General features: G+C 72.5%; 24 protein-coding genes. 6 read left to right on the forward strand and 18 right to left on the reverse strand.

What is annotated here, in order from left to right; all coding sequences use genetic code 11:
• Window positions 1-285 precede the first annotated feature (285 nt).
• Complete coding sequence (locus AB0H87_RS05170) at window positions 286-1,305, forward strand: hypothetical protein (RefSeq protein WP_360139890.1); 1,020 nt, start codon at window positions 286-288, stop codon at window positions 1,303-1,305.
• A gap of 95 nt (window positions 1,306-1,400) precedes the next feature.
• Here the strand turns inward: AB0H87_RS05170 and AB0H87_RS05175 are convergent, their stop codons facing one another.
• The 8 genes from AB0H87_RS05175 to AB0H87_RS05210 all read right to left on the reverse strand — a co-directional run bounded on the left by AB0H87_RS05175 (window position 1,401) and on the right by AB0H87_RS05210 (window position 10,010).
• Entirely contained in the window at window positions 1,401-2,459 is a 1,059-nt protein-coding gene (locus AB0H87_RS05175) for a hypothetical protein (RefSeq protein WP_360139893.1), read from the reverse strand.
• A gap of 414 nt (window positions 2,460-2,873) precedes the next feature.
• Entirely contained in the window at window positions 2,874-4,202 is a 1,329-nt protein-coding gene (locus AB0H87_RS05180) for a cytochrome P450 (RefSeq protein ID WP_360139896.1), read from the reverse strand.
• Between the two features lie 7 nt (window positions 4,203-4,209).
• On the reverse strand, window positions 4,210-5,502 hold the full coding sequence (locus tag AB0H87_RS05185; RefSeq protein ID WP_360139956.1) for a lanthionine synthetase LanC family protein: 1,293 nt from the start codon (window positions 5,500-5,502) through the stop codon (window positions 4,210-4,212).
• A 15-nt stretch (window positions 5,503-5,517) separates the two neighbouring features.
• Window positions 5,518-6,504, reverse strand: a complete 987-nt coding sequence (locus AB0H87_RS05190) for an amidohydrolase family protein (protein ID WP_360139899.1) — start codon at window positions 6,502-6,504, stop codon at window positions 5,518-5,520.
• A complete protein-coding gene (locus tag AB0H87_RS05195) occupies window positions 6,501-7,277 on the reverse strand; it encodes a DUF1932 domain-containing protein (protein ID WP_360139902.1) in 777 nt (258 codons plus the stop codon). The genes AB0H87_RS05190 and AB0H87_RS05195 overlap by 4 nt, the downstream gene beginning before the upstream one ends.
• Entirely contained in the window at window positions 7,274-8,257 is a 984-nt protein-coding gene (locus AB0H87_RS05200; protein WP_360139905.1) for a VOC family protein, read from the reverse strand. The genes AB0H87_RS05195 and AB0H87_RS05200 overlap by 4 nt, the downstream gene beginning before the upstream one ends.
• A complete protein-coding gene (locus tag AB0H87_RS05205; RefSeq protein ID WP_360139908.1) occupies window positions 8,254-9,324 on the reverse strand; it encodes a PrpF domain-containing protein in 1,071 nt (356 codons plus the stop codon). The genes AB0H87_RS05200 and AB0H87_RS05205 overlap by 4 nt, the downstream gene beginning before the upstream one ends.
• On the reverse strand, window positions 9,321-10,010 hold the full coding sequence (locus tag AB0H87_RS05210; protein ID WP_360139911.1) for a 4-carboxy-4-hydroxy-2-oxoadipate aldolase/oxaloacetate decarboxylase: 690 nt from the start codon (window positions 10,008-10,010) through the stop codon (window positions 9,321-9,323). The genes AB0H87_RS05205 and AB0H87_RS05210 overlap by 4 nt, the downstream gene beginning before the upstream one ends.
• Window positions 10,011-10,144: 134 nt before the next feature.
• On the opposite strand from AB0H87_RS05210, the gene AB0H87_RS05215 reads away from it, so the two are divergent.
• On the forward strand, window positions 10,145-10,777 hold the full coding sequence (locus AB0H87_RS05215) for a GntR family transcriptional regulator (RefSeq protein ID WP_360139914.1): 633 nt from the start codon (window positions 10,145-10,147) through the stop codon (window positions 10,775-10,777).
• On the opposite strand, the gene AB0H87_RS05220 is transcribed toward AB0H87_RS05215, so the two are convergent.
• The 4 genes from AB0H87_RS05220 to AB0H87_RS05235 form a co-directional block, all read right to left on the reverse strand.
• Window positions 10,774-11,100, reverse strand: a complete 327-nt coding sequence (locus AB0H87_RS05220; protein WP_360139917.1) for an STAS domain-containing protein — start codon at window positions 11,098-11,100, stop codon at window positions 10,774-10,776. The two genes, AB0H87_RS05215 and AB0H87_RS05220, sit on opposite strands and share 4 nt — an antisense overlap.
• 135 nt (window positions 11,101-11,235) lie before the next feature.
• Window positions 11,236-11,520 (reverse strand): GlsB/YeaQ/YmgE family stress response membrane protein, encoded by a 285-nt coding sequence (locus AB0H87_RS05225; protein ID WP_360139920.1) that lies wholly within the window; start codon window positions 11,518-11,520, stop codon window positions 11,236-11,238.
• A complete protein-coding gene (locus tag AB0H87_RS05230) occupies window positions 11,517-12,380 on the reverse strand; it encodes an alpha/beta hydrolase (protein ID WP_360139923.1) in 864 nt (287 codons plus the stop codon). Before AB0H87_RS05230 ends, AB0H87_RS05225 begins: the two co-directional genes overlap by 4 nt.
• A 2-nt stretch (window positions 12,381-12,382) precedes the next feature.
• Window positions 12,383-13,147: an alpha/beta hydrolase gene (locus tag AB0H87_RS05235; protein WP_360139926.1), complete on the reverse strand. Its 765-nt coding sequence runs from the start codon at window positions 13,145-13,147 to the stop codon at window positions 12,383-12,385.
• A gap of 86 nt (window positions 13,148-13,233) precedes the next feature.
• Between AB0H87_RS05235 and AB0H87_RS05240 the strand changes: the two genes are divergently transcribed.
• A complete protein-coding gene (locus tag AB0H87_RS05240; protein WP_360139929.1) occupies window positions 13,234-13,665 on the forward strand; it encodes a response regulator in 432 nt (143 codons plus the stop codon).
• 7 nt (window positions 13,666-13,672) lie between these two features.
• Here AB0H87_RS05240 and AB0H87_RS05245 read toward each other — a convergent pair whose 3' ends face one another.
• From AB0H87_RS05245 to AB0H87_RS05265, 5 genes are all read right to left on the reverse strand, one after another.
• The gene (locus AB0H87_RS05245) at window positions 13,673-14,317 is read right to left on the reverse strand and encodes a response regulator transcription factor (protein WP_360139932.1); all 645 of its coding nucleotides are present in this window, start codon (window positions 14,315-14,317) and stop codon (window positions 13,673-13,675) included.
• The gene (locus AB0H87_RS05250; RefSeq protein WP_360139935.1) at window positions 14,305-15,522 is read right to left on the reverse strand and encodes a sensor domain-containing protein; all 1,218 of its coding nucleotides are present in this window, start codon (window positions 15,520-15,522) and stop codon (window positions 14,305-14,307) included. Before AB0H87_RS05250 ends, AB0H87_RS05245 begins: the two co-directional genes overlap by 13 nt.
• 38 nt (window positions 15,523-15,560) lie before the next feature.
• On the reverse strand, window positions 15,561-18,017 hold the full coding sequence (locus AB0H87_RS05255) for an ABC transporter permease (protein WP_360139938.1): 2,457 nt from the start codon (window positions 18,015-18,017) through the stop codon (window positions 15,561-15,563).
• Window positions 18,014-18,742 carry an ABC transporter ATP-binding protein gene (locus AB0H87_RS05260; RefSeq protein ID WP_360139941.1) on the reverse strand — a complete coding sequence of 243 codons (729 nt, stop codon included), beginning with the start codon at window positions 18,740-18,742 and terminating at the stop codon, window positions 18,014-18,016. Before AB0H87_RS05260 ends, AB0H87_RS05255 begins: the two co-directional genes overlap by 4 nt.
• 71 nt (window positions 18,743-18,813) lie before the next feature.
• Window positions 18,814-19,389, reverse strand: a complete 576-nt coding sequence (locus AB0H87_RS05265) for a dihydrofolate reductase family protein (RefSeq protein ID WP_360139944.1) — start codon at window positions 19,387-19,389, stop codon at window positions 18,814-18,816.
• A gap of 139 nt (window positions 19,390-19,528) precedes the next feature.
• Between AB0H87_RS05265 and AB0H87_RS05270 the strand changes: the two genes are divergently transcribed.
• Window positions 19,529-20,341, forward strand: coding sequence for an SAM-dependent methyltransferase (locus tag AB0H87_RS05270; RefSeq protein ID WP_360139947.1), 813 nt, complete (start codon window positions 19,529-19,531; stop codon window positions 20,339-20,341).
• A 7-nt stretch (window positions 20,342-20,348) separates the two neighbouring features.
• Here AB0H87_RS05270 and AB0H87_RS05275 read toward each other — a convergent pair whose 3' ends face one another.
• Window positions 20,349-20,783 carry a TetR family transcriptional regulator gene (locus AB0H87_RS05275; protein ID WP_360139959.1) on the reverse strand — a complete coding sequence of 145 codons (435 nt, stop codon included), beginning with the start codon at window positions 20,781-20,783 and terminating at the stop codon, window positions 20,349-20,351.
• Here AB0H87_RS05275 and AB0H87_RS05280 point away from each other — a divergent pair.
• Together AB0H87_RS05280 and AB0H87_RS05285 are read left to right on the forward strand one after the other, a co-directional pair.
• On the forward strand, window positions 20,746-21,342 hold the full coding sequence (locus AB0H87_RS05280) for an aldo/keto reductase (RefSeq protein WP_360139950.1): 597 nt from the start codon (window positions 20,746-20,748) through the stop codon (window positions 21,340-21,342). The genes AB0H87_RS05275 and AB0H87_RS05280 overlap by 38 nt on opposite strands.
• A 196-nt stretch (window positions 21,343-21,538) precedes the next feature.
• The gene (locus AB0H87_RS05285; protein WP_360139953.1) at window positions 21,539-22,468 is read left to right on the forward strand and encodes an NADP-dependent oxidoreductase; all 930 of its coding nucleotides are present in this window, start codon (window positions 21,539-21,541) and stop codon (window positions 22,466-22,468) included.
• Window positions 22,469-22,516: the final 48 nt, after the last annotated feature.

Below are 22,516 nucleotides of genomic sequence, written 5' to 3' on the forward strand. Positions count from 1 at the left end.
CCTAAGTCGGCACTAGTTGCGGCGACCTTCACCGCTTACGTCGGGAGTGTTGTGGGGCCCGGCCCGAGTGGCCCGAGCATCTCCACGCGGTGCCGACCAAACATCCACGGCTTGGGGCGGTGCAGAGCGGACCTGCGTGGGCGAGCTCTACTGACACAACGATCTCGACCCGGACAACCTTCGTGTTCGCGCCTGCGCCCGGCAACGCAGGTCTTGCGAGCAACAGCTCGGTGGGATCGTCAGCCTTTCCACGACCGTGTACTTTGTCGGGCCGGAGGTGCCGCGATGGCAGACGAACTAGTGTTCACCGTCCAAGGCGCTACTGCGACGCCCGCGAAGCCTCTGTCCTTGACGAACGCCGGGCTGCTGGAGCGACAGCATTTGCAGCAGTGGGTCATCGACTACCCGGAGCTCATCGGTGCGGGTGTCAAGGTCGTGACCTTCGAGTTCGGTAAGTGGGTCACCGCGGGAGGGTCGACGCAGGCCGACCGCCTCGATGTTCTCGGCCTAGACCGCAGCGGTCGGTTGGTTGTCGTCGAGCTCAAACGCGACCGCGCCCCGGACACCGTGACGATGCAGGCGATCAACTACGCGGCGATGGCGTCTCGGTTCAGCCTCGACGCCCTTGCCGAGGTCCACGCCGCCCACCTCGGCGGAACCACAACGTCCGCCGAGGCGCTCACCCAGCTAAGGGAATGGGCCGAGGGCGTCTCCGACGAGACCCTCGGCCCGCCGCGAATCGTGCTCATGGCTTCCGACTTCGGACCCACGGTCACGAACACCGCGCTGTTTCTCTTCCAAAACGGCATAGAGATCAGACTCGTGCGCTACCAGCTCTACCGCACCGCCGCAGGCGAGAACGTCCTGTCAGTAACCCAGCTCCTCCCCGTCCCCGACGCGGAAGCGTTCATGGTCCGACCGCGCTCCAGCGTGACCACCCAAGCGGCGTCACACGTCGCCGGCGAACGCCGCGCTGCCGCCGTCCAGCGGCTCATCGCACACAACGCGCTCCCCGACGGAACAGCCCTCACCATCGTCGTCCCCGACCTGGTAGACCAGGATCGAGACGCGATCCGGGCATGGCTGGACGCGGACTCAAGCAGAGCCCGCGTCCGCTGGCACAACGACGAAAAAGGTCCGGCCGAGTGGGAACATGACGGCCAACGCCACCGCATCCTGCCCCTCATCCGACACATCGTCACCGCCGCCACCGGACAGCCGCCACGCGCGCAGCTCTGGCCGCCAAATTGGTACCGGACCAGCGACGAAAAAACACTCCACCAAATCGCAGAGCCGCTGCCCTGATCCGCGCCACATGGAGCGGGATTGGTTCGGCAGAAGGAGCACGAGAGCGTCGAGGCCGCCCCGGCAGGGGTCAAGGACCTCCGCCGCAGCCGCTTCTAGCCAACTGGTTTTGTAGCGACGCACCCCACGACGTACAGGTCACCTGGCAACCGTACAAAGGCGGGGTGTGCTCGCATTGCCCGCCGAAGAACCGCGGCCGGGACACTGTTCCCGGCGTGCCGCAGTTCGTCTCGCAGGTCGCTCGGCGAGAGTGCCCGACCGCGCCTGGCCAGATGCCGGGCTGCAAGCTGCTCGACGGTCGGCTGGCCAGAGGGCTCCACGACGAAGATCGCCTCGCGCGCAAGATTCCACTCGCCGGTCGCGGTGTTGACCAGCTCGGCCATGGACTCCGCAGCGGTGCCCAGTCGCCGTGCGCCCGCGCGGAGGCGATCACGGTCCACGACCTTGTATCGCCACGCAAGGTAGGCAAATAGAGCAGCGATCGCGAGGGCAGGAAGTGGGAATCGAGCAGCTAGCCGTACTCCCTCGGCAACGCCGAAGAAGAGCAGCCGCGCGCCTAGTTCCACGGCGAACGCAGCATCCGCGTAAGTCGCCTCCAAACCAGCGGCCCGCATCAAGCTGTGCGCAGCAGCGACCCAGTCCACCACGGTGCTCGCCATACCGTGTCGAGCGAACACGCTGTCGGCGCTGAGAATGACGGCTGGAGCCAAAAGCTCCGCCACCGCCACCGTTTCGATGTCATCCGGGTCTCCGCGCATCGATCTTGGCAGCGCCCGATCGGTGACCAGGAGTTGTCGAGCTCGAGGCGTTAGGCAATCGCCGATCGAGACGTCCACGATGGGGATGCTGGGCATGATCTCGTCCCACAATCGACGGTCCGCCGCCCCAGCGTCCGCCCCGGTCGACGCGGCCACCTCCACCAAGTGCTCCGCGAGTTCGCCCGGGACGTGGGCGCCCGCGAATATGTTGGACCTTCCCGTCCCGGCCAAGGCGGCAACGATGCCGACCTCTCCGCCGACGCTGCCGCGGCAGGCCTGCCGTGCGAGGACGTTCGTGTCGGCGATCGCCACCAAGGCGGGCACAGGGGGTGCCATCGGCCGCATGGTTGGCACGCTCCGCACGGCGAGCAGGCGATCAAGATCGGTCTCGAACACCGCTCTAGTGTCCACCCTGGACCATGCCGTCACCATCGAGTATGCCGATCTTAGCGCGCGGGCCGTATCCCGCGAGTTGACTTGCGCGCTCGACGCTATTTCCGCAGTTCAACGGCCTTGGCCGACGTGCTGGGCCGAGGCACGGTCGTCATCACGCCGTGGTACGTGACGGCATTCGCGCACCTGCTTGGTTATCCGTCCGGCGAGATGGCGGTCTGGTACCGCCGGGGCCGCCGACCATGATCCACACCTCACGCCGCCCCATGCGCAGGTCCGGACACCACCTGCCCACCTAGCGACCCCCTACGGCCCGATCAATCGCCCACGTACACGTCCGTGACCAGGGACAACCGTCTAGACGGTGCGCAGTTGTGGGCTGTATCCCGCCGGGGGCACCCAATCTGGTTACCACCCTTACCTGACCATGGCAGTCGGCCGCAGATCCACGGGCAACCCGTCCCGCGGGTACGGCAGCGAGACGTTGCTCATTGGTGGTACGTAGTCCGCCGCCACTGACCACCGGAACCGCCCTAGGATCTGTGCCAGCACCGTTTTGACCTCGAGGTTCGAGAACGCCATCCCCAGGCACTTGTGCACTCCCCCGCCGAACGGGGCCCAGGCGAAGCGGTGCGACCGGTCCTCCGCTCGCTCCGGCGAGAACCGCTCCGGGTCGAATGACTCCGGGTCCGTCCAGAGGTCCGGTAGGTAGTGCGAGAACTGCAGGCACGCGAACGCTCGGGTGCCCGCCGGGACTGGGCGACCTGCGATCACCGTGTCCTTGACCGCCCGCCGTGCCAGGACCGGGACCGGCGCCACCAAGCGTTGGCACTCCTTGATCACCATGTCCAGGTCCGGCAGAGCGTTCAGTTGCGACACGGTCGGGGTCGGGCCGAGGGGCGCCACCTCCGCACGGACCCGGTCCTGCCACTCGGGGTGGCGACCCAGGTGGTACATCGCCGTGGACACCGTCGAGGTCGTGGTGTCGTGTGCTGCCATCAGCAGAAAGATCATGTGGTTGACGATGTCCGTGTCGGCGAAGCGGGTGCCGTCCTCGTCCTCTACCCGGGTGAGCACCGAGAACAGGTCGTCGCCGCCGGCCGAACGCGCCGCCGGCAGCTGAAGGGTGAGGAACCGCTCCAGGGTTGCCCGCCCGCGGGTCGCGCGGTGCCACTTGTTGCCCGCCACTGCCACCCGCAGGATGGCGCCCGCGGCCTGCACGCAGTCGATGAACGCCCGGTTGACCCGGTCCAGCTCGGCCGGGTCGGCGATCCGGTGCCCGCCCATGAAGATCTGCGTGGCGAGGTTGAGGGTCAGCCGCTTGAGAGAGGTGTAGGCCGGGAAGCGCGATGCCGCCTCCCAGCCGCGCAGCTCCGTGGCAACCGCGGGATGCAGGGCGGCGGTGTACGCCGCCAGCCGCGAGCGGGTGAACGCCTGTTGCAGGATCCGGCGGTGCTGCTTGTGTTCCGCGCCGTCGAGCAGCATCAGTCCACGGTGGAAGAACGGGCCCACGAGGAGCTCCCAGCCGTTGACGAAGGCCTTGTCGCCGTTCTGCAGGACGGCTCCGCAGGCGTCCGGCCCCAGGATGAACGCGGCCGGCCCGCGGCCGGGCATCGTGACCGGGGCGACCGGTCCGTGGCGCTGGTAGAGCTGGCGCATGAGCGTGAGCGGGTCATGCATGTAGGCCAGTGAGCCGCCGATCACCGGGACCGCCGACTTCGCCCGGACCCATCGATCCGTCGCCATGTCCCGATTATGCTCGCCAACCGCGACCCGGTGACCCCGCGACCCGCAATTCGTCCGGGACGCACCACCACTGGTCCGGGCGGTCCACGACCCGCGCCTCCCGCCCGTCGGAAACGACCCGGCCCAGCCGCAACAGGAACGCCGCGATGCCCGCCGCTCCCTGCATCCAGGAGACGCCCGGTGGCAGCAGCGGCGGGTCCTGTCGGTGCTCGACGAACCGCCACCGTGCCCCGTCGAGATCGCGGACCGCCCGCTCCACCAGCGCGTCGCCCATCCGTCGCGCACCCTCGAAGAGCCACTCCTCACCCGAGTCCTGGTACGCGTCGAGCAGGATGTCGCCGACCCCCGCCGTGCCGCAGCAGCGGCCGTCGTTGTCCCAGAACCCAGGGCGCAGTCGGGCCGGCACCCCTGACGCGAGCACCGAATGCAGGCATCGCCGGCGCAGGGAGACGACGTCGTGGTCGCCGACAGTCCGCACACCGGCCCGGGCGAGCGCCGCGAACAGCTGTGACGTGCCCGCCGGGCCATGGCACCAGGTGTACGTCACGGGCTCCACGTCCCGCGTCGAGTACGGCAGCGTGTGCGGCACCACGAACCCGCCGTCGCTCAGGTCGCCGACACTCAGCAGGTGCTCGGCGCCGCGGACGGCGGCGGCGACGAAGTCCGCCCGGTCCAGCGCCTGCCCGGCGACCGCCAGCGCCGACGCCACCCCGGCCGTGCCGTGCGAGAAGTTCGGGTTGCTGGAGCGGTACCCCGGCCACATCCGCCAGTTCAAACCAGACTCAGTCGACTCCGCCCGCCGGAGCAGCGCCGCCCCGCCGCCCGCCACGACGTCCACGGAAGAGCCCGCCCAGACGGCGGTGAGCACGATACCCGCGGTGCCTAAGACGATGTCACTGACCGGGCCGCTGTAGCCCAGGTCGAGCGTCGTGTCCCAGCCGTCGGCCCCGCGCAGCGCGGCGATCCGCCCCAGCGCCACCGACTCGCGTCCCGGCGCCAGCATCCGCAGCGCCAGCACACTCCCGGCCAGGCCGTCGTACAGCGACGCCTCGCGTTGTGTCCGGGCCTGCTCCAGAAGCCGCTCGACGATCCGCCCGGCCAGCTCCTGTTCGGAGGCGGTCAGGTCACGGCCGGCCGCGATCTCCGCGAGCAGCGGCGCGAGGCCGGCGACGCCCGCATACAGCGAGTCCCGGTCGGCCGGCGGCACCGTGGCACCTTCCTCCACCAGCCAGGGGCCGCCGTCGTCCCGCACCCGCGCACGCACCCACGCCCACGCGGCCTCGCCCACCCCGCGATACATCACCGCTGCACGGTATTAGACGACCAGTCGCGGGTAGACGCGCCGGGCGTTGCGCTCGTAGACCTTGGCCCGGTCGTCGGCGGGGAGGTCGAGCGCCTCGACGTAGCGTCGCGTGTCGTCGAAGTGGTGGCCGGTGCGCGGGTCGATGCCGCGGACCGCGCCGACCATCTCGGAGCCGAAGAGGATGTTGTCGGCCGGGACGACCTCGAAGAGCAAATCTATGCCGGCCTGGTGGTAGACGCAGGTGTCGAAGAAGACGTTGCCCAGCAGCGTCTCCTCCAGCGGCGGCCGGCCGAGCATGTCGGCCAGGCCACGGAACCGGCCCCAGTGGTACGGCACCGCGCCGCCGCCGTGCGGGATGACCAGGCGCAGGCCGGGGAGATCGCGGAAGAGGTCGGCCTGGAGGAGCTGCATGAACGCGGTCGTGTCGGCGTTGAGGTAGTGGGATCCGGTGGCGTGGAAGTTGGCGTTGGTCACGGCCGACACGTGCACCATCGCCGGCACGTCGAGCTCGACCATGGCCTCGTACAACGGGTACCAGCTCCGGTCGGTCAGCGGCGGCGACGTCCAGTGGCCCCCGCTCGGGTCGGGGTTGAGGTTGCACCCCACGAAGCCAAGCTCCTCGACGCAGCGGCGCAGCTCGGCCACGGACCTCGCGATCGGCACGCCGGGTGACTGGGGCAGCTGGCAGACGCCGGCGAAGTTCGCGGGGAAGAGCCGGGTCACCCGAGCGACGAGGTCGTTGCAGTGCCGCGTCCACGCGGTGCTGGCCGCCTCGTCGCCGAAGTGGTGCCCCATCGCCGACGCCCGTGGCGAGAAGATGGTCAGGTCGACACCCCGCTCGCGCATCAGCCGCAGCTGGCTGTCCTCGATGGACTCGCGGATCGCGTCGTCGGAGATGGGTGGGTACGGCGGCAGCGGCCCGCCCGCCAGCTGCGCGTCCCGCCACGCCGTGTGCGCGCCCGGCGCGGTGGTGTAGTGCCCGTGACAGTCGATGATCATGAGGCCTCCTGCTCGTGCAGGGCGACGAGCAGCTCGTGTGCGGCGGTGGTGACCCGGGGTGGGACACCCAGCCCGCGCAGCTGGTCGGCGGCCGCTGCCAGCTCGTCCGCCCGGCGCCGGGCGTGTCGGTGCGTGCCGTCGACCAGCCGGTCGATCGTGCGCGCGTCGAACCCGGCCAGCTCGGCGGCGATGTTGCCGCGCAACCACTCCGCGCAGCCGGCCGCCTCCGCGGCGGACAGGGCCTCGACGACCGCGGCGGCCAGTCCCTTGTAGAAGACGCTGCGGAGCAGCTTGCGGCCGATGGCCGCGCCGGCCGGTCCCGGCAGCACGGTCACCGCCGCGCCGAGCGGGGTGAGCAGCCGCGCGTATCGGTCGGCGCCCGCACCGGAGACCAGCATCGGCGTGCGCAGCCCACGGCCGGGAACCGGCGCCATCAGCGCGACGTCGACGACCGGCACGTCCCGGCCGTGGAGCCGGTCGACGAGCGCCGCCTTGACCGCCGGAGCAGCGGTGTTGAGGTCGGCCCAGACCGTGCCGGGCCGCAGCGCCGGCAGCGCGTCCGCCAGGGCCGGCAGCGCGTCCCGGGCACTGTTGACGCTCAGCACGAGGTCGGCGTCGCGGGCCGCGTCGGCGTCGTCCGCGCGGGCCGCGACCCCAGGCGGCGGGTCGACGAGCGGGTCGTACCCGCGGACGTCTGCGCCCGCGGCGACGAGGTCACGGGCGATCTCCCGGCCGGCCTCGCCAAGGCCGAGCACGGCGATGCGGGCCGTCATCGGGCGGGCGGTACGACGGGCGTGCCGTGGGTGTGGAACGTCTCGATGGTCTTCAGGCCCCACGCCTGGCCCTTGGCCCGCTCCTGTCGGGTCCAGCTGATCGTCTTCCAGTCGGGCGCCAGGATCAGCCGCGCGCCGGCGTTGCACAGCTCGATGCGGTTGCCGCCCGGCTCCCACACGTACAGGAAGAAGGTCTGCTGGATGGCGTGCTTGTGCGGGCCGGTCTCGATGTGCACGCCGGCGTCGAGACAGACGTCGGCGGCGCGCAGGATCTCCTCGCGCGTGTCGGTGGCGAACGCCAGATGGTGCAGCCGGCCGCGGGTGCCGGTCCAGTCCTCGGTGTAGACGAGGTCGTAGCTCTTGTTGCCGACGGAGTACCAGATCGCCTGTGGTGAGCCGTCGTCCTTGACGATCTGCTCCGTGCAGCGGGCGCCGAGCGTGTCGCGCAGGAACGCCGCGGTCGTGGGGACGTCAGCGGTCAGGTAGTTGACGTGGTCGAGGCGCCGCAGGTTGGCGCCGCGGCCGGGATAGGCGGCGGCCTGGTTCTTCAGCGCGGGCCGGTCGGTGTCGTCGGCCTGGTACCACTCGACGTCCCAGTAGAGGCCCAGCTCGTGGCCGTCGGGATCGGCGACCAGGTGCACCTCGCCGAGGTGGTGGGCGTCGGTGACGACGCCGCGGTAGGCGTCGGCGCGCTTGGCCGCCACGACCAGCCGCTCGAGCGCCGCCGGGCTCGCGGCCCGCAGGTAGGTGCGGCCGACGCCCGCGGCGTCGCGCTGGACGAGGCGGAGCGACCACGACTGGTAGTCGTCCCAGGTGTGCAGGTAGACCGACGTGGCGTCGCGGTGCACCGCGCGCAGGCCCATCAACCGGACGAAGAAGTCGCACGACTCGTCGAGTACGGGCGTGAACAGCTCGACCGGACCGACGTGCGCGATGTCGCGGGCGCGGTCGGGGTCGTGGGTCAGCTGGGCGGGGATCATGCGGTCGCCTCTCGACTGCGGGGCCAGACGAGGCCGTCGGACAGCTTGCGGGCGGTGCGGATGACGGCGCTCGTGCGCACGCGGGTCGCCGGGCCGTCGCCGTCGAGGTCGACGGAGACGTCGAAGGTGCCGGTCGGGTGCTCGACGCGGACCAGCGGGCCGGTCGGGGTGCTGGCGACGGTGCCCGGGGCGCGCACCCCGACGGCCACGGAGACGGCGCCGAGCACGCCGATCGCCGCGTGCACCCGGTGCGGGATGAACGTGCGGGTGGTGACCGTGCCGCCGTGCCGGGGCGGCGACACGATGGAGACCTTCGGGACGGTGGTGTCGGTGACGTCGCCGAGCCCCATCGCCCGGCCGGCCTCGAGCCGGATCTTCTCCACAGTGGAGCGCAGGGCGGCGTCGCCCTCCAGCGCGTCGGGCGGCTCGGTGCCGCGCAGCCCGAGGTCGGCGGCGCGGACAAGGACCACCGGCATGCCGGCATCCACACAGGACGTCTCGACGCCCGCGAACCGGTCGACCAGCCGGCCGGTGGGAAACGCGGGCGTGCCGGTGCCGGGAAAGACCAGCTCGATCGGCGCCGCCCGGAACGGGGTGCCCGCCGTCAGCGCGTCGCCGGCGTAACGGACGCGGCCACCGGGTGTCCGGATCCGGGCGCGGGCGTACGCCGTCGTCGGATTGAGGATGCGGATGCGCACCTCGGTGGTCTCGCCGGCCACGGGCACCAGGCCACGCTCGACGGCGAAGGGTCCGACGCCGGCGAGCAGGTTGCCGCAGGTCTGCGCGTCGGTGACGACGGCCCGGTCGGGCACCACCTGGAGGAACAGGTAGTCGACGTCGGCGCCCAGGTCGGGCGACGGCGTCACGACGGCGACCTTGCTGGTCAACGGATGGCCGCCGCCGATGCCGTCGATCTGCCGCTCGTCGGGGGAACCCATGATCCGCAGCAGGAGGTCGTCGCGCTCGGCGGGGTCGGCGGGCAGGTCGGCGCCCAGGAAGTAGGCGCCCTTGGAACTGCCGCCACGCATCTGCATGCAGCGGACGCCGTCGGTCTCGTGGCTCGTCACGGCAGCCGGTCCACGTACTCGACGCCGAGGTCGCGCAGCAGGGGACGCAGTTCGTAGAGGTCGACGCCGAGCGTCCCGCCGGCCAACGCGACGCGCTTGGCCTCCTCGTTGCGGATCCGGCGGGCCGCGGCTTCGGCCACGGCCGCGCCTGTCGCGGCGGCCAGGGCGACGACACCGTCGTCGTCGGCGACCACGATGTCACCGGGCCGCACGAGCTGGCCGGCGGCGACCACCGGGACGTTGACCGAGCCGGGGCTGGCCTTCACCGTCCCTTGTGCGTGGACGGCGCGGGACCAGACCGGGAAGCCCAGCGCGCGCAGCTCCCGGATGTCGCGGACCCCGGCGTCGATCACGAGCCCGACCACACCGCGGGCCATCAGCGAGGTCGCCAGCAGCTCGCCGAACATCCCGTCGGTCGAGGGCGACGTCGTCGTGACGACCAGGACGTCGCCGGGCCGGCAGACCTCCACCGCCGCGTGGATCATCAGGTTGTCGCCCGGATGGCAGGACACCGTGATGGCCGAGCCGGCCACCGTGGTGCCGGCCTGCCGCGCCTGGATCGCGGGGCCGAGCAGGCCGATCCGGCCGGCCGCCTCGTGCGCCGTGGCCACTCCCACGTCGCGCAGGGCGGCGATGAGCGCGGGATCGGCGCGGTCGACACAGCGCACGACGTAATGAGATGCCATGCGGATCCTCCCTGACGGATCGACGGTAACGATTGCCAAGGATCGTAGTCAATCCTGTCGTCAGGATTGTTGACAATATTGGTGACGCGCATAGCATGACGCGCACGGCGGTCAGTCGGCGGAAACGAGGGGCCATGAGCGATGTGCTGACGGAGCTGCGCGCGGCCATCCTCCGCGGCGACTTCGCCCCGCGCCAGCGGCTCATCGAGAGCGAGCTGGTCGAGCAGTACTCGACCAGCCGGTTTCTGCTGCGCACCGCGCTCAGCCAGCTCGCCGGCGAGGGCCTCGTCGAGCTGCGGCCCAACCGCGGTGCCCGCGTCCGGGAGATCTCCGCCGCGGAGGCGATCGAGATCACCGAGATCCGCCGCGCGGTCGAGGGACTGGTCGCCGCCCGCGCGGCCGAACGCGTGACCGACGCGGAGATCGAGCGGCTGCGCGCGCTGGGCGACGACATGACGGCCGCGGTGCGGCGCGCGGACATGCTGGGCTACTCGGAACTCAACGGGCAGCTGCACGCCCGGATCCGGGTCATCGCCGGGCACACGTCGGCCAGCCGCATCATCGAGCAGCTGCACGCCCAGCTGGTCCGGCACCAGTTCCGGCTCGCGCTCGTGCCCGGCCGCCCGGCGGTCTCACTGCCCGAACACCTCGCCATCATCGACGCGGTCTGCGCCCGCGACCCGATCGAGGCCGAACGGGCGATGCGCGTCCACCTGAGCAGCGTCCTGGCCGCGCTGACCGCGCTGGCGACCGAACCGGCGCGCTAGGGCTCGATGTCGGGGGCGACGAGCGCGAGGACGCCGGTCGCCTGGAGCTGTTCCTTGATGAAGGGCGCGAGGTCGCGGACCTCGTACTTGACGCCGGCTTCCTTCGCGGCGTTGTAGCCGGCGACCAGGGCGCCGATGCCGGTCGAGTCGACAAATGCGACGCGGCGCATGTTGATGATGATCCGTGGCGGTCGTTGGATCGTGATGGTGTGGATCAGGATGTCGCGCAAGGCGTCGTCCACTGCTATGTCGAGCTCACCGTGCAGGTCCAGCACCACACTTCCGTCGTCGAGGACCGTCCGTTTGGCGACTGCTCTGGCCATGTCACCTCCCGGGGCGATGCGTGCGGTACGGCAAAGATTCGAGGACTTTCCTACCCCGACCGGGGCTGGGCAAACGCCGCGACGAAACGGTGCCCCGGCCAATGGCCGGGGCACCGTCGCGGTGGTGCTGATGCTCTAGCGGGTGATGCCCCGGCGACCGCGCCCGGCCAGGCCGACCGTGAGGGCGACGCCGACGGCGGCCAGGGCGATCTGCAGGAGCAGTTCGCGCCAGTCGATCCAGCCATCGGTGTCGGCGAAGCCACCGGCCCGGGCGATCGCCGAGCCGATCAGGGCCGCCACGACGCCGATGACGAGCGTGAGCCAGAGCGGGATGTTTTGGCGGCCGGGCACGACCAGTCGGCCCAGCGCACCGATGATCAGGCCGATGATCAGCGCGGTGATGATCCCACCAGCGGTCATCTTTGTTCCTCCTCGTCGGGGGTGTGCGTCACGTGGTGACGGCCGTAGATGCCCTGGGTGGGCGTGCCCCAAACCCCTGCCAGAGTGGCGAACCACACCGCCGGCCGGTCGAGGTGCACGTCGTGCCCGGCGTCGGGGATCACGATGTGGTCGACCTCCGGCCGCATCTCCAGCATCCGGGCCACCTGGTCGTCCGGCACCGATCCGAGACTTCCGCGCACCAGCGTCGTCCCGGCGCGGATCCGGCCCCACTCCGCCCACCGTGCGCGCGCGGCCACCGCGCCGATGGCGGCCGTCATGATGTCGGCGTCGAACCGCGGCCAGAGCCCGTCCGGGCGCCGTTCGAGATCGCGGGCCCAGGCCTTTGCCGTCTTCGTCGAGCCGAGGAAGTCGACGGCCGCCCGCTCGTCGGGAAACGGGACCGGCCACGAGGCGAACCATTGTCCGAGGCGGTGCGGATAGTCGCTGTCGGCATCGCCGCCGACGCCGCCCTCCAGGAGCACGAGGCGCTGGACACGGTCGGGGTGCCAGGCCGCCGTCAGCAGGGCCGTGTGTGCGCCCATCGACTGGCCGACCAGGGTCACCTCGGCGGCGTCCGCGCCGACCAGCGCATCGAGGACCGCGATCACGTCGGCGACGTACGCCTCGCGTGACACGTCGGCCGGCCGCCGCGTGCTGTGCCCGTGGCCACGCTGGTCGAAGGCGATGACGCGGTGCCGCCCCACGAGGCTCGCGGCGGTCGGCGCCAGCTCGCCGGCGCTGCCGGCCAGGCCGTGCAGAAGCACCACGACGCTGCTGCCCGCGCCGTCGTCGTGGCACAAGAGGCTCACGTCCGGCCTCGCCAGCAGGGTCCTCGACATCGCTACGGGAGGAAGAACTCGCGCAGGACCGGGCCGATGACCTCCGGCGCCGGGACGTGACCGGCGCCGGCGAGGGTGCGCAGCGACGCCCCGGGCAGCAGTTCGGCCACCGCGGCCGCCGCGTCGGCGAAGAATCCGCTCGCCTCCCCGGTGACGACCAGTGCCGGTTGCCGGATCGTCGCCAGCCGGTCCGCCGGGGGCGGGCCGTAGAGGGCCGCGTCGTGGGCCAGCGTCGGGGCCAGGGTCACCAGCCCGGGCCAGTACGGCGACTCCCGTGCGGCCGTCACGTCGTCGTCGCCGGCACCGGCGAACCGCATGAACAGCGCGACCGCCTCGTCGCGGCGGCCGCCGGAAAGCGCGTCGGCCAGGTCGCGCCGGTAGTCGTCGGCGCGCGCCGCCGCGTCTGGATAGGTGTCGTACGGGACGTCGTATGCCGCGACCCGGTCGATGGCGACACCGGCCGCCGCCGCCTCGAGCGCGAACATCGCACCGGAGGACACCCCGAGCACGCCGACCCGCTCGCCGGCCACGTCGACGAGGGCCGCGAGGTCTTCGATCTCCCGGTCGACCGCGTACGGCAGGGTGTTGCCACTGCCGGCCCGGCCGCGCCGGGCGTAGTTGTAGACCGTGAACGTGTCAGCGAGGGCCGCCGCCAGGGGCACGTTCTCGGTGCCGTCGTCGAGGCCACCACCCACGAGCACCACCGGTGGTCCGTCGCCCTGTGCCACGTACTCGATCGAAGTGCCGTCCCGTGATGTGGCCCGCATGCGGCCACCTTCACACCTGGCATGCTTGCGTGGCAAAACTGGGTACTAGGTGGCTCGCGGACATCGAGAGCACAGTTGGAGGACGGATGGCACGCGAGGCAGGGCCGCTGCGGATCCTGATCGTCGAGGACGACGACGGCGACGCGATGATGATCCGCGAGGCGCTCGAGACCGTCACGACACCGGCGACGCTGCACCGGGTCCCGGACGGCGAGGAGGCATTGGCATACCTCCGCGACGCCGTCGGGCGACCGGCCGAGCGCCCCGACGTGATCCTGCTCGACCTGAACATGCCACGGATGGACGGCCGCGAGACGCTGGTCGAGCTCAAGCGCGACCCGCGGCTGAAGGCGATCCCCGTGATCATTCTGACCACTTCGGACGACATCCGCGACGTCACCCAGATGTACCAGGAGCACGCGAACGCGTTCGTCACCAAACCCATGGACTTCGACGCGCTGGAGGCCGTCGTGCGCCAGATCCGGCAGTTCTACGAACACGTGGCCGTCCTGCCCTGACCGGCACCTAGCTGTTGAGGTACGCGAGGACGGCGTGCACCCGCCGGTGTGCGTCGTCCGACGGCGGCAGCTGGAGCTTGGCGAAGATGTTGCCGATGTGCTTCTCGACCGACACCGCGGCCAGCACCAGCCGCGCACAGATCGCCGAGTTCGACAGCCCCTGCGCCATCAGGCCGAGCACCTCCCGCTCGCGCGCGGTGAGCGCGTCCACGCCCTGGCGGCCGCCGCTGCGGTTGAACAGCTGGCGCACCACCTCCGGGTCCATCGCGGTGCCGCCCGCCGCGACCCGCTCCGCTGCGTCGAGGAAGTCGTCGAGCGCGGTCACCCGGTCCTTGAGCAGGTAGCCGACTCCGCCGCGCCCGTCGGCCAGCAGGTCCGCCGCGTACGCCCGCTCCACGTACTGCGAAACGATCAGGACCTTCGCGGTCGGGTCGCCGGCCCGGATCCGCAGCGCCGCCCGCAGCCCCTCGTCGCGGAACCCCGGCGGCAGCCGCACGTCGACCACGGACAGGTCCGGCCGGTGCTCCTCGACCGCGGCGACGAGCGCCTCGGCGTCGTCGACGGCCGCGACCACGGTGTGCCCGGTCTCGGTGAGCAGCCGCACCATCCCTTCCCGGAGCAGGAGCAGGTCTTCGGCGATCACGATGCGCATGGGAGTTCCGCTCTCAGGACGGTCGGCCCGCCGGGCGGGCTGGTCAGGGTCAGCGTGCCGTCGAGGGCCTCGACCCGGCGCCGCAGCCCGTCGAGCCCGGCGCCCGTCGGGTCGGCGCCGCCCCGGCCGTCGTCCGCGACCTCGACCCGGACGGTGTCCCCGGCCCGGACGACGTCGATCGTCCCGGCGGTCGCCCCGGCGTGCTTGGCCGCGTTCGTGAGCCCCTCGGCGACGACGAAGTAGGCGGCCGACTCGACGGCGGCCGGATATCGCGCCGCCGGGTCGCCGCGCAACGCCACCGGGAACGGGCTGTCCCCGGCGAGCGCGGCCAACGCCGCGTGCAGGCCGCGATCGGTGAGGATCGGCGGGTGGATGCCCCGGACCAGCCGGCGCAGCTCACCGAGCGCGTCGTCGAGTTGCCGCCGGGCGAGGTCGACGTCCGGCCGGGCGTTGCCGTCGGTGCGGAGCTTGCGGGCGGCGAGCGCGAGGGTCATCCCGGCCGCCACGATCCGGGCCTGTGCGCCGTCGTGCAGGTCACGCTCGATCCGGCGCAGCTCGGCGGCCTGCGCGTCGACGACCCGGCGGCGGGTCTCGGCGAGCCGGGCGGCCTCGTCGACCAACCGCCGGTGTTCCCCGGGAGAGAGCAGCGCCGCGGCCAGCCGGGCCGGCCCGCGGGCGAGGGCGCGCACCAGCCACAGCGTCACCGGCAACAGCGCCAGACCGATCACGGCCAGCCCGAACCGGCCCGGCGTGGTGGTCAGCAGCGGCTTCATCGGCCACGGCGCGTGCGGGTTGGGCACCGCCCACGCCCACGCCGGCGCCACCACCGAGCCGAGCCCGACCGCGGCGACCACGATCCCGGCGGTCCCGGTGACCAGGCCGATCGGGAAGTCCAGCACCAGCCACACCAGGTCGCGCCAGGAGGCCGGCTGCCGGGCGACCGAGCCGACCCGGTCGCGCAGCCGATGGCCGGTGACCGGCAGGTAGGGCGAGCCGATCGGCGCGCCGAGCACCCAGCCCGCCCGGCGCCGTTCGATCCCGGCGAGCCGCCGGGAGACCCAGGCCGCACCGAGGAACGCGTGCCCGCCGAGGTGGGTGACCGACGTCAGCGTGATGACGAGCGCGGCGGCCAGGCTCCACCCGAACCCGATCGGCCCAGTGACCATGCCGGTCGCCAGATAGGCCAGGGCCCGTCCGGTCCTCATGATCATTTGGCGCATCTCGGTGAAGCCTAGCCGCCAGGTCACGGCGTCGCCGCCAGGTTTCGCCCGCGGATCAGCAGGCGGGCGGGCAGCACGCCGGCGAGCAGGCCCAGCGCCGCGACCCCGCCGGCCATCGCCGCGTACGTCCCCGGGTCGACGATCCAGCGCAGCGTGCCGTCCTGGGCCGTGCTGAACGCACCGACCACCACCGCGCTGACCGCCGCCCCGAGGACCAGCCCGGTGACCACCGTCACGAGCGCCTCCGCGAGCGCGAGCCGGTGCAGCTGCCTGGCCGTCGCGCCGGCGAGCCGCAGGTCGGCGTACTCCCGCCGCCGGCCGGCCGTGGCGATCGCGGCCGTGTTGAACACGGCGATCGCGGTGAAGCCGAGCGAGATCACCACCATGAGCTCCCAGGCACCCTGCTGCTCGGAGGCGTCACCGGCCGCGGCCGCGGCGGCGGTCGGCACGACCCGCAGGCCGGGCAGCTCCGGCGCGTCCCCGATGTAGCGCAGCCCGACCGTGCTGACCAGTCCCTTCGGGTCGTGCGCGGCGACCAGGTCGGCCGGGAGCACCAGGTCGCCGAAACCGCGGTCCCGGGCGTACACCATGGTCAACCTCAGCTCGACCCGCTCGCCGTCGGCCAGCCACAGCGGCACGACGTCCCCGACCCGCCAGCCGTGCTGCCGGGCCATCGCCTCGCTCGCACCGGCGCCGTCCGGCTCGAAGCGCCCGGAGCGGACGGCCAGGTCGATCGCGGTCTCGCCCTCGGCGAGCAGGCCCTGCGCGGGGTAGTCCTCCGGCTTGCCGCCCTGGACCGTGATCACCCGGGTCGGCAGCAGAGCCGCGGCACCGGTGACGCCGGGTGTGGCGGCGATCCGACGCGCGGTGGCCAGCGGCAGCGCCCCGGCGACCTGCGCGGTGGCCGGTGCGTTGCGGGCGGCCTGCTGCCGATCGGCCAGCCGGGTGAGCAGGGTGCTGTTGAGCAGCATCGTCGCGTTGATCGCGAACATCAGCACGAGCGGCACGGCGACCGCGGCCACCCGGCGGTACTCCGTCCGGGCCAGCAGCCCCGCGAGCCCGAGCGGCCGGGCCAGCAGCGTGAGCGGGCGGACCAGCCACGGCCCGATCGCGGCGACCGCGCACAGCAGCAGCGCCGACGACACGAAGCTCATGCCCATCCCGAGCGGCCCACCGAGCGGCACGAACGCCAGCACCGCGACCGCGCCGCCGGCCGTGACCAGCGCGACCAGTAGGCGGGGAAGCAGCGAGCCGGCCGGAGCGGTGGCCGTTTCGGTGAGCGCCTGGGTCGGCGCCACGCGCACCGCCCGGCGGGCCGCGATCCGGGCCGCCACGAAGGTGACCAGCATGCCGGCGGCCGCGGCCAGCAGCAGGACCGGCACGTTGACCCGCACCGCGAACTGGGCGGGCACCGCGCCGAGCGTCTGGAAGCGGGCCGCGACCAGGCGGGCGAACACGATGCCGAGCGGGACGGCGGGCACGGCGGCGACCGCGGCCAGCACGATGCTCTCCAGCCCGAGCAGCCGCCGCAGCTGGCGCGGCGTGGCGCCGGCGGTGCGCAGCAGGGCCAGCTCGCGCAGCCGCTGCCGCACGCCGAGGGTGACCGTGCCGGTGAGCACGAAGACCGCGGCGAAGGCGGTGATGCCGATGACGAAGCCGAAGATGGAGATCGGCCCGATGTAGTCCGGCAGCGCACCGGGCAGGTCGGCCCGCACCCGGTCGGGCCCGCGGTAGACCGGGGCCCCGACGTCGCCCAGGTCGATCCCCGGCGTCCCGAACACGCCGAGTGCGGTCGGGCCGGTCAGGCCGGAGGCCGCGGCGACCTCGTCGTCGGCCAGGAACAGCGCGCCCTGCGCGGCCAGCCCGTCGCGGCCGGGCGGCGCCGCGATGCCGCTGACCCGCACCGGCCGCTCTCCGGTCCGGCTGGTCACGAGCAGCCGATCGCCGACCTTGATCCGGCCGCGGGCGGCCAGGTCGGCGTCGATCACCGCCTCGCCGTGGACGGGCGCCTTTCCCGTTCGCAACGCGTACGGCGTGAGCGCCGCAGACTGCCAGCCGTGGCCGATCACCGGAGCGTCGTCGGCGCCGCGCACCGGCACGCCGTCCGGCCCCGACACCCGGACCGGGAACGCGGCGTCGGCGACGACCCTGGTCACGCCCGGCACCGCCGCGATCCGCCCGGCCAGGTCGGCCGGCAGCGTGCCCGCGCCGGTCAGCCGCTCGGCCTTCGTCTTGCGCTTGACCTTGGTCTTGCCCTCCTTCTTGTGCTTCGTCGTCTCGGTCGTGACGCTCACCTCGCGGCTGCCCGAGACGACCAGGGTGGTCGCGGCGAACCGGTCGGCCGGCGGCTTCGCGGTGAGCACCGAGAAGAGCAACAGCCCGCCGCCGGCGAGCAGGGCGACGGCGAGCATCGCCGCGAGCAGTGTGCCGGCGTACGCACCGCGGTGTTGCCGGAGCGTGCCGAGAGCGAGCCGCATCATCGGGCGCTCACCGCCGTCATCCGCGCCGCGACCTGCTCGGCGGAGGGGCTGTCCAGCGCGGTCACCACGCGGCCGTCGGCCAGGAACACCGCGCGGTCCGCCCAGCCGGCGGCCGCCGGGTCGTGGGTCACCATCACGATCGTGGTGCCCAGGTCGTCGACCGCCTCGCGCAGCAGGCCGAGCACCTCGCGCCCGGTGGCCAGGTCGAGCGCGCCGGTGGGCTCGTCCGCGAAGATCACCTGCGGTCTGGCCGCGAGCGCCCGGGCCAGTGCGACCCGCTGCCGCTGCCCGCCGGACAGCTGGGCCGGCCGGTCGTTCTCGCGCCCGGCCAGGCCGACCCGGCGCATCACCTCACGTGTCCACGCCTTATCGGGCCGCACCCCGGCGAGTCGCTGCGGCAGCAGCACGTTGTGCCAGAGCGACAACGAGTCGAGCAGGTTGTACGACTGGAAGACGAACCCGACCAGACCGCGGCGGATCTCGGTGAGCTTCGGCTCGCGCAGCCGGCCGATCTCCTGCCCGGCCAGCAGCACCCGCCCGTCGTCGGGCCGGTCGAGCCCGGCTGCGCAATGCAGCAAGGTGGACTTGCCGGAGCCCGACGGCCCCATCACCGCCGTGAACGTGCCCGCCTCGAACCCCACCGACACCCCGTCGAGCGCGCGCACCCCGGCGCCGCCCGGATATGTCTTCGTCACGCCGACCAGGTCGACCACCCTGTTTCCCATGACCATCAGCCTTCGGCAAACGACCGGGCGGCAACACACGGCGGACTGGGGCTTTCGGGGTATGGCAGGCCCTACCGCAGCGTGGGTCGGTAGACGAGCTCCTGGGTGTGGCCGTCGAGCGTGCGGCTCTCGAGGAGTTCGAGGTCGAAGTCGGGCGCACCGCTGAAGATCGGGTCCGCGCCGGTCCGCCCGCAGATCACCGGGAAGAGCGTCACCTGGACGCGGTCGACCAGGCCGGCGGCCAGCAGCGCCCGGTTCAGCGACAGGCTGCCGTGCGAGCGCAACGGCACGTCGGACTCCGCCTTGAGCCGGGCGACGACCTCGGCGGGGTCACCGCTGACGACGGTCGCGTCCGGCCAGTCGAGCGGGCCGTCAAGCGTGCTTGACACCACCGTGGCCGGGAGGTTCCTCATCCGGGTGACCCAGGCGTCACGCTCCTGCGACCCCTCGGTGCTCGCGGCCAGCATCCGCGCGTGCGCCCGGTAGGTGTTGGCACCGAAGACCATGCGCTGGGCCTGGCGGTACAGGGCATCGCGGCGTTCGAGCAGCTCAGGGCCCTGCTTGCCCCAGTAGCCGCCCCAGTCGCCGGTGTGGGCGCCGTAGCCGTCGAGGGTGGCGAAGACGTCGAAGGTGTAGACAGCGGTCACGATGCTCTCCTTGGTCGTGGTCTCGTCCCTACTACGAACGGCCCGGGCCCGATCCGACACAGGGCAGCGGATCCCGTCTCTTCGGTGCATAGTGGACGCCAACCCTGTTCGATGGGACCGAGCGGAGGACGACCACGTCGTGGACGCCACAACTGACCGTGCGACCAAGCCCGCCACCGCCGCGCGGATCTACGACTACCTCCTCGGGGGCACCCACAACTTCCCGGCCGACCAGCAGGCCGCCCGGAAGATGATCGAGATGTTTCCCATGGCACCGGGCGGCGCCCGCAGCAACCGGGCGTTCCTGCGCCGGGCGGCGCGTTACGTCGCCGAAGCCGGTGTCTCGCAGTTCCTCGACATCGGCTCGGGCATCCCCACTGAGGGCAACGTCCACGAGGTGGTCCAGGACGTGACGCCCGGCGCCCGGGTGGTCTACGTCGACATCGACCCGGTGGCCGTGTCGGAGAGCCTTGACCTGCTCAAGGGCAACGACGACGCCACCGCGATCCGCGCGGACCTGCGGGAGCCGCAGTCGATCCTCGACCATCCGGAGGTGCGCCGGGCGCTCGACTTCGACCAGCCGGTCGGCCTGTTGCTGTGCGCGGTCCTGCATTTCGTCCCCGACGACGACCTCGCCACCGGCCTCGTCCGCACGTTCGTGAGCGCCCTGCCGCCCGGCAGCCACCTCGTGCTCTCACACGGCTCGGTCGACGGCATGCCCGAACGCGCGGCGCAGCTCGAGGACGCCAAGGACCTCTACAAGCGCGACACCGCGAGCCAGCTCTTCCCGCGCCCGCGGGACCAGGTCGCGCGTTTCTTCGACGGCCTCGAGCTGGTCGAGCCCGGCGTCGTGTGGGTGCCGCGATGGCGCCCCGAGCCCGGCGACCCGACCGACTTCGCCGACAACCCGACGCAGAGCGCGTCCGTGGGAGGCGTCGCCCGGCTGCCCTGAGGCGGGGTCACCCGCTCTCGGCCGCCACCGCGCTCAGCGCCTTCGTCAGGTAGGGCGCCAGGTGTTCGCCGTCGGTCAACGCCGAGTCGTGCAACACGTTGCGCATGAGCTGGACGCCGGCGCAGATGGCGATCAGCAGCGCGGCGCGGCCGGCGCGGTCCGAGCCCGGCAGGCCGTCCGCCAGCTCGCGCTGATAGTGCCGTTCCACGTGCTCGCGCATGATCTCCGCCGCCCGCGGGTTCGCCGCCGAACGCAGCGTCAAAATCATGCCGTCGCGGGCCGGCGGGTCCGCCGTCAGCAGGTCGGTCGCCGCCTCCGCCGCGTGCTCCGGTGTCAGCAGCAGCGTCTTCGCGAACAGCTCATCCACCACTTCCGCGAGCTGTTCCTTGGAGCCGAAATAGCGCGTGATCAACCGCGCGTCGACACCGGCCGCGCGGGCGATGTCACGGGTGCCGGCGCCGTCGTACCGCGTCGACGGCTCGCCGGCCTACGTGCGCGAACGGATCGAGCGGTCCCTGCGCCGCCTGCGGACCGACTACGTCGACATCTACTACATCCATCGGATCGACCCGGACACCCCGATCGAGGAGACCATCGGCGCGATGGCCGACTTGGTCCGCGAGGGCAAGGTCCGGCACCTCGGGATGTCCGAGGCGCACCCGGACACGCTGCGCCGGGCGGCCGCGGTGCACCCGATCACCGCGCTACAGACCGAGTGGTCACTGTGGACACGCGACATCGAGCGCGAGATCCTGGCCGTGGCGATCTCGTCGACGGCCGACCTGCCCGCCAACGACTTCCGGCGCGGCATCCCGTGCTACTCCGACGAGAACCTGCGGCAGAACCTGAACACGGTCGACGTCGTACGGGCGATCGCCGCGGAGCTCGGCGCCAAGCCGGGCCAGGTCGCGCTCGCCTGGCTGCTGGCCAAGGCCCCGGACGTCGTGCCGATCCCGGTCACCCGGCGTACGTCGCCGAGAACGCGGCCGCCGCCGAGCTGACGCTCACCGCGGCGCAGCTGGCGGCGCTCGACGACCTGCGCATCGTCGGCGACCGCGAGACGCCCACGGCCCAGGCCGCCGACAACTGGTTCGACGGCCGCACGCCGCCGCTGGCCCGGTAGCGAATCAACTGTCCTATTAGGTCCGTCACCAGGATGGCCTTTCGCCACCCGCCGGCGAGCTCCATACTGGACCGATGTATGGCGTCGTGGTAGCGGAGCTTGGTGGACCTGACGGGCTGCGGGTGACGGAGCTGCCTGATCCGCAGGCCGGGCCCGGGCAGGTCGTGGTGCGGGTGCGGGCGGTCTGCGTCCAGCCGGCCGACCTCGCCGCCCGGGTCGGCATGATTCCCGGCGGCCCGGTGCCGCCGCCCTTCCTGCCCGGCTGGGACGTCGCCGGCGAGGTGGCCGAGGTGGGCGCCGGCGTCACCGACCTGCGGGTCGGCGACCGCGTCGTCGGCATGGTCCCGTGGTACCTGACCCGCGGCACGCCCGGCACCTACGCCGAATACGTGGCCGCTGACGCCGAGTGGCTCGTCCCGCTGCCCGACGGCCTCGACGCCGCCGCCGCGGCCACGCTGCCGCTCAACGCCGTCACCGCGCACCAGGCGCTCGAGATGCTGTCGCTCGACGAGCCCGCGACGGTGCTCGTGACCGGTGCCAGCGGTGGCGTCGGCGGGTTCGCGACCGAGCTCGCGGTCCGGCGCGGCCACCGCGTGCTCGCCCTCAGCACCCACGACGACGAGGCCTGGGTCGGCGCGCTCGGTGCCGCCGAGGTGGTCCCGCGCGCCGCCGACCTGGGCTCGATCGGCCCGGTCCAGGCCGTGCTGGACGCGGTCCCGCTCGGCGACCCGGCGCTCGCGGCGGTCAAGGACGGCGGCGTCGTCGTCACGACGCGGCCGACTCCGCCGGCCGACCCCGCCCGCGGCATCCGCACGCACCTTCAGCTCATCCACGTCGACCGCGCCGTGCTGGCCGAGCTGGTGGCGCTGGCGGCCGCGGGCGAGCTGCGCACCCGGGTCGCGGCCACACTGCAGCTGACCGAGGCCGCCGAGGCACACCGCCGCGCCGAGGCGGGCGGGCTGCGCGGCAAGATCGTGCTGACCGCCGGGGATCAGCCGGCATAGAGCGACGTGAGGCCGGCGACGGTGGCGCTGATCCGCGCCCGCAACGCC

The organism is Asanoa sp. NPDC050611, from assembly GCF_040654855.1.
Taxonomy (GTDB): domain Bacteria; phylum Actinomycetota; class Actinomycetes; order Mycobacteriales; family Micromonosporaceae; genus Asanoa.

Bases quoted from the DNA above. Each gene is read 5' to 3' on its own strand.
- AB0H87_RS05210 (WP_360139911.1), bottom strand. From the start codon at position 10,010: ATGGCATCTCATTACGTCGTGCGCTGTGTCGACCGCGCCGATCCCGCG.
- AB0H87_RS05260 (WP_360139941.1), bottom strand. From the start codon at position 18,742: ATGGGAAACAGGGTGGTCGACCTGGTCGGCGTGACGAAGACATATCCG.
- AB0H87_RS05185 (WP_360139956.1), bottom strand. From the start codon at position 5,502: ATGTATCGCGGGGTGGGCGAGGCCGCGTGGGCGTGGGTGCGTGCGCGG.
- AB0H87_RS05240 (WP_360139929.1), top strand. From the start codon at position 13,234: ATGGCACGCGAGGCAGGGCCGCTGCGGATCCTGATCGTCGAGGACGAC.
- AB0H87_RS05195 (WP_360139902.1), bottom strand. From the start codon at position 7,277: ATGACGGCCCGCATCGCCGTGCTCGGCCTTGGCGAGGCCGGCCGGGAG.
- AB0H87_RS05230 (WP_360139923.1), bottom strand. From the start codon at position 12,380: ATGTCGAGGACCCTGCTGGCGAGGCCGGACGTGAGCCTCTTGTGCCAC.
- AB0H87_RS05235 (WP_360139926.1), bottom strand. From the start codon at position 13,147: ATGCGGGCCACATCACGGGACGGCACTTCGATCGAGTACGTGGCACAG.
- AB0H87_RS05250 (WP_360139935.1), bottom strand. From the start codon at position 15,522: ATGAGGACCGGACGGGCCCTGGCCTATCTGGCGACCGGCATGGTCACT.
- AB0H87_RS05285 (WP_360139953.1), top strand. From the start codon at position 21,539: ATGTATGGCGTCGTGGTAGCGGAGCTTGGTGGACCTGACGGGCTGCGG.
- AB0H87_RS05225 (WP_360139920.1), bottom strand. From the start codon at position 11,520: ATGACCGCTGGTGGGATCATCACCGCGCTGATCATCGGCCTGATCATC.
- AB0H87_RS05255 (WP_360139938.1), bottom strand. From the start codon at position 18,017: ATGATGCGGCTCGCTCTCGGCACGCTCCGGCAACACCGCGGTGCGTAC.
- AB0H87_RS05220 (WP_360139917.1), bottom strand. From the start codon at position 11,100: ATGGCCAGAGCAGTCGCCAAACGGACGGTCCTCGACGACGGAAGTGTG.
- AB0H87_RS05180 (WP_360139896.1), bottom strand. From the start codon at position 4,202: ATGGCGACGGATCGATGGGTCCGGGCGAAGTCGGCGGTCCCGGTGATC.
- AB0H87_RS05245 (WP_360139932.1), bottom strand. From the start codon at position 14,317: ATGCGCATCGTGATCGCCGAAGACCTGCTCCTGCTCCGGGAAGGGATG.
- AB0H87_RS05170 (WP_360139890.1), top strand. From the start codon at position 286: ATGGCAGACGAACTAGTGTTCACCGTCCAAGGCGCTACTGCGACGCCC.
- AB0H87_RS05200 (WP_360139905.1), bottom strand. From the start codon at position 8,257: ATGATCCCCGCCCAGCTGACCCACGACCCCGACCGCGCCCGCGACATC.
- AB0H87_RS05190 (WP_360139899.1), bottom strand. From the start codon at position 6,504: ATGATCATCGACTGTCACGGGCACTACACCACCGCGCCGGGCGCGCAC.
- AB0H87_RS05215 (WP_360139914.1), top strand. From the start codon at position 10,145: ATGAGCGATGTGCTGACGGAGCTGCGCGCGGCCATCCTCCGCGGCGAC.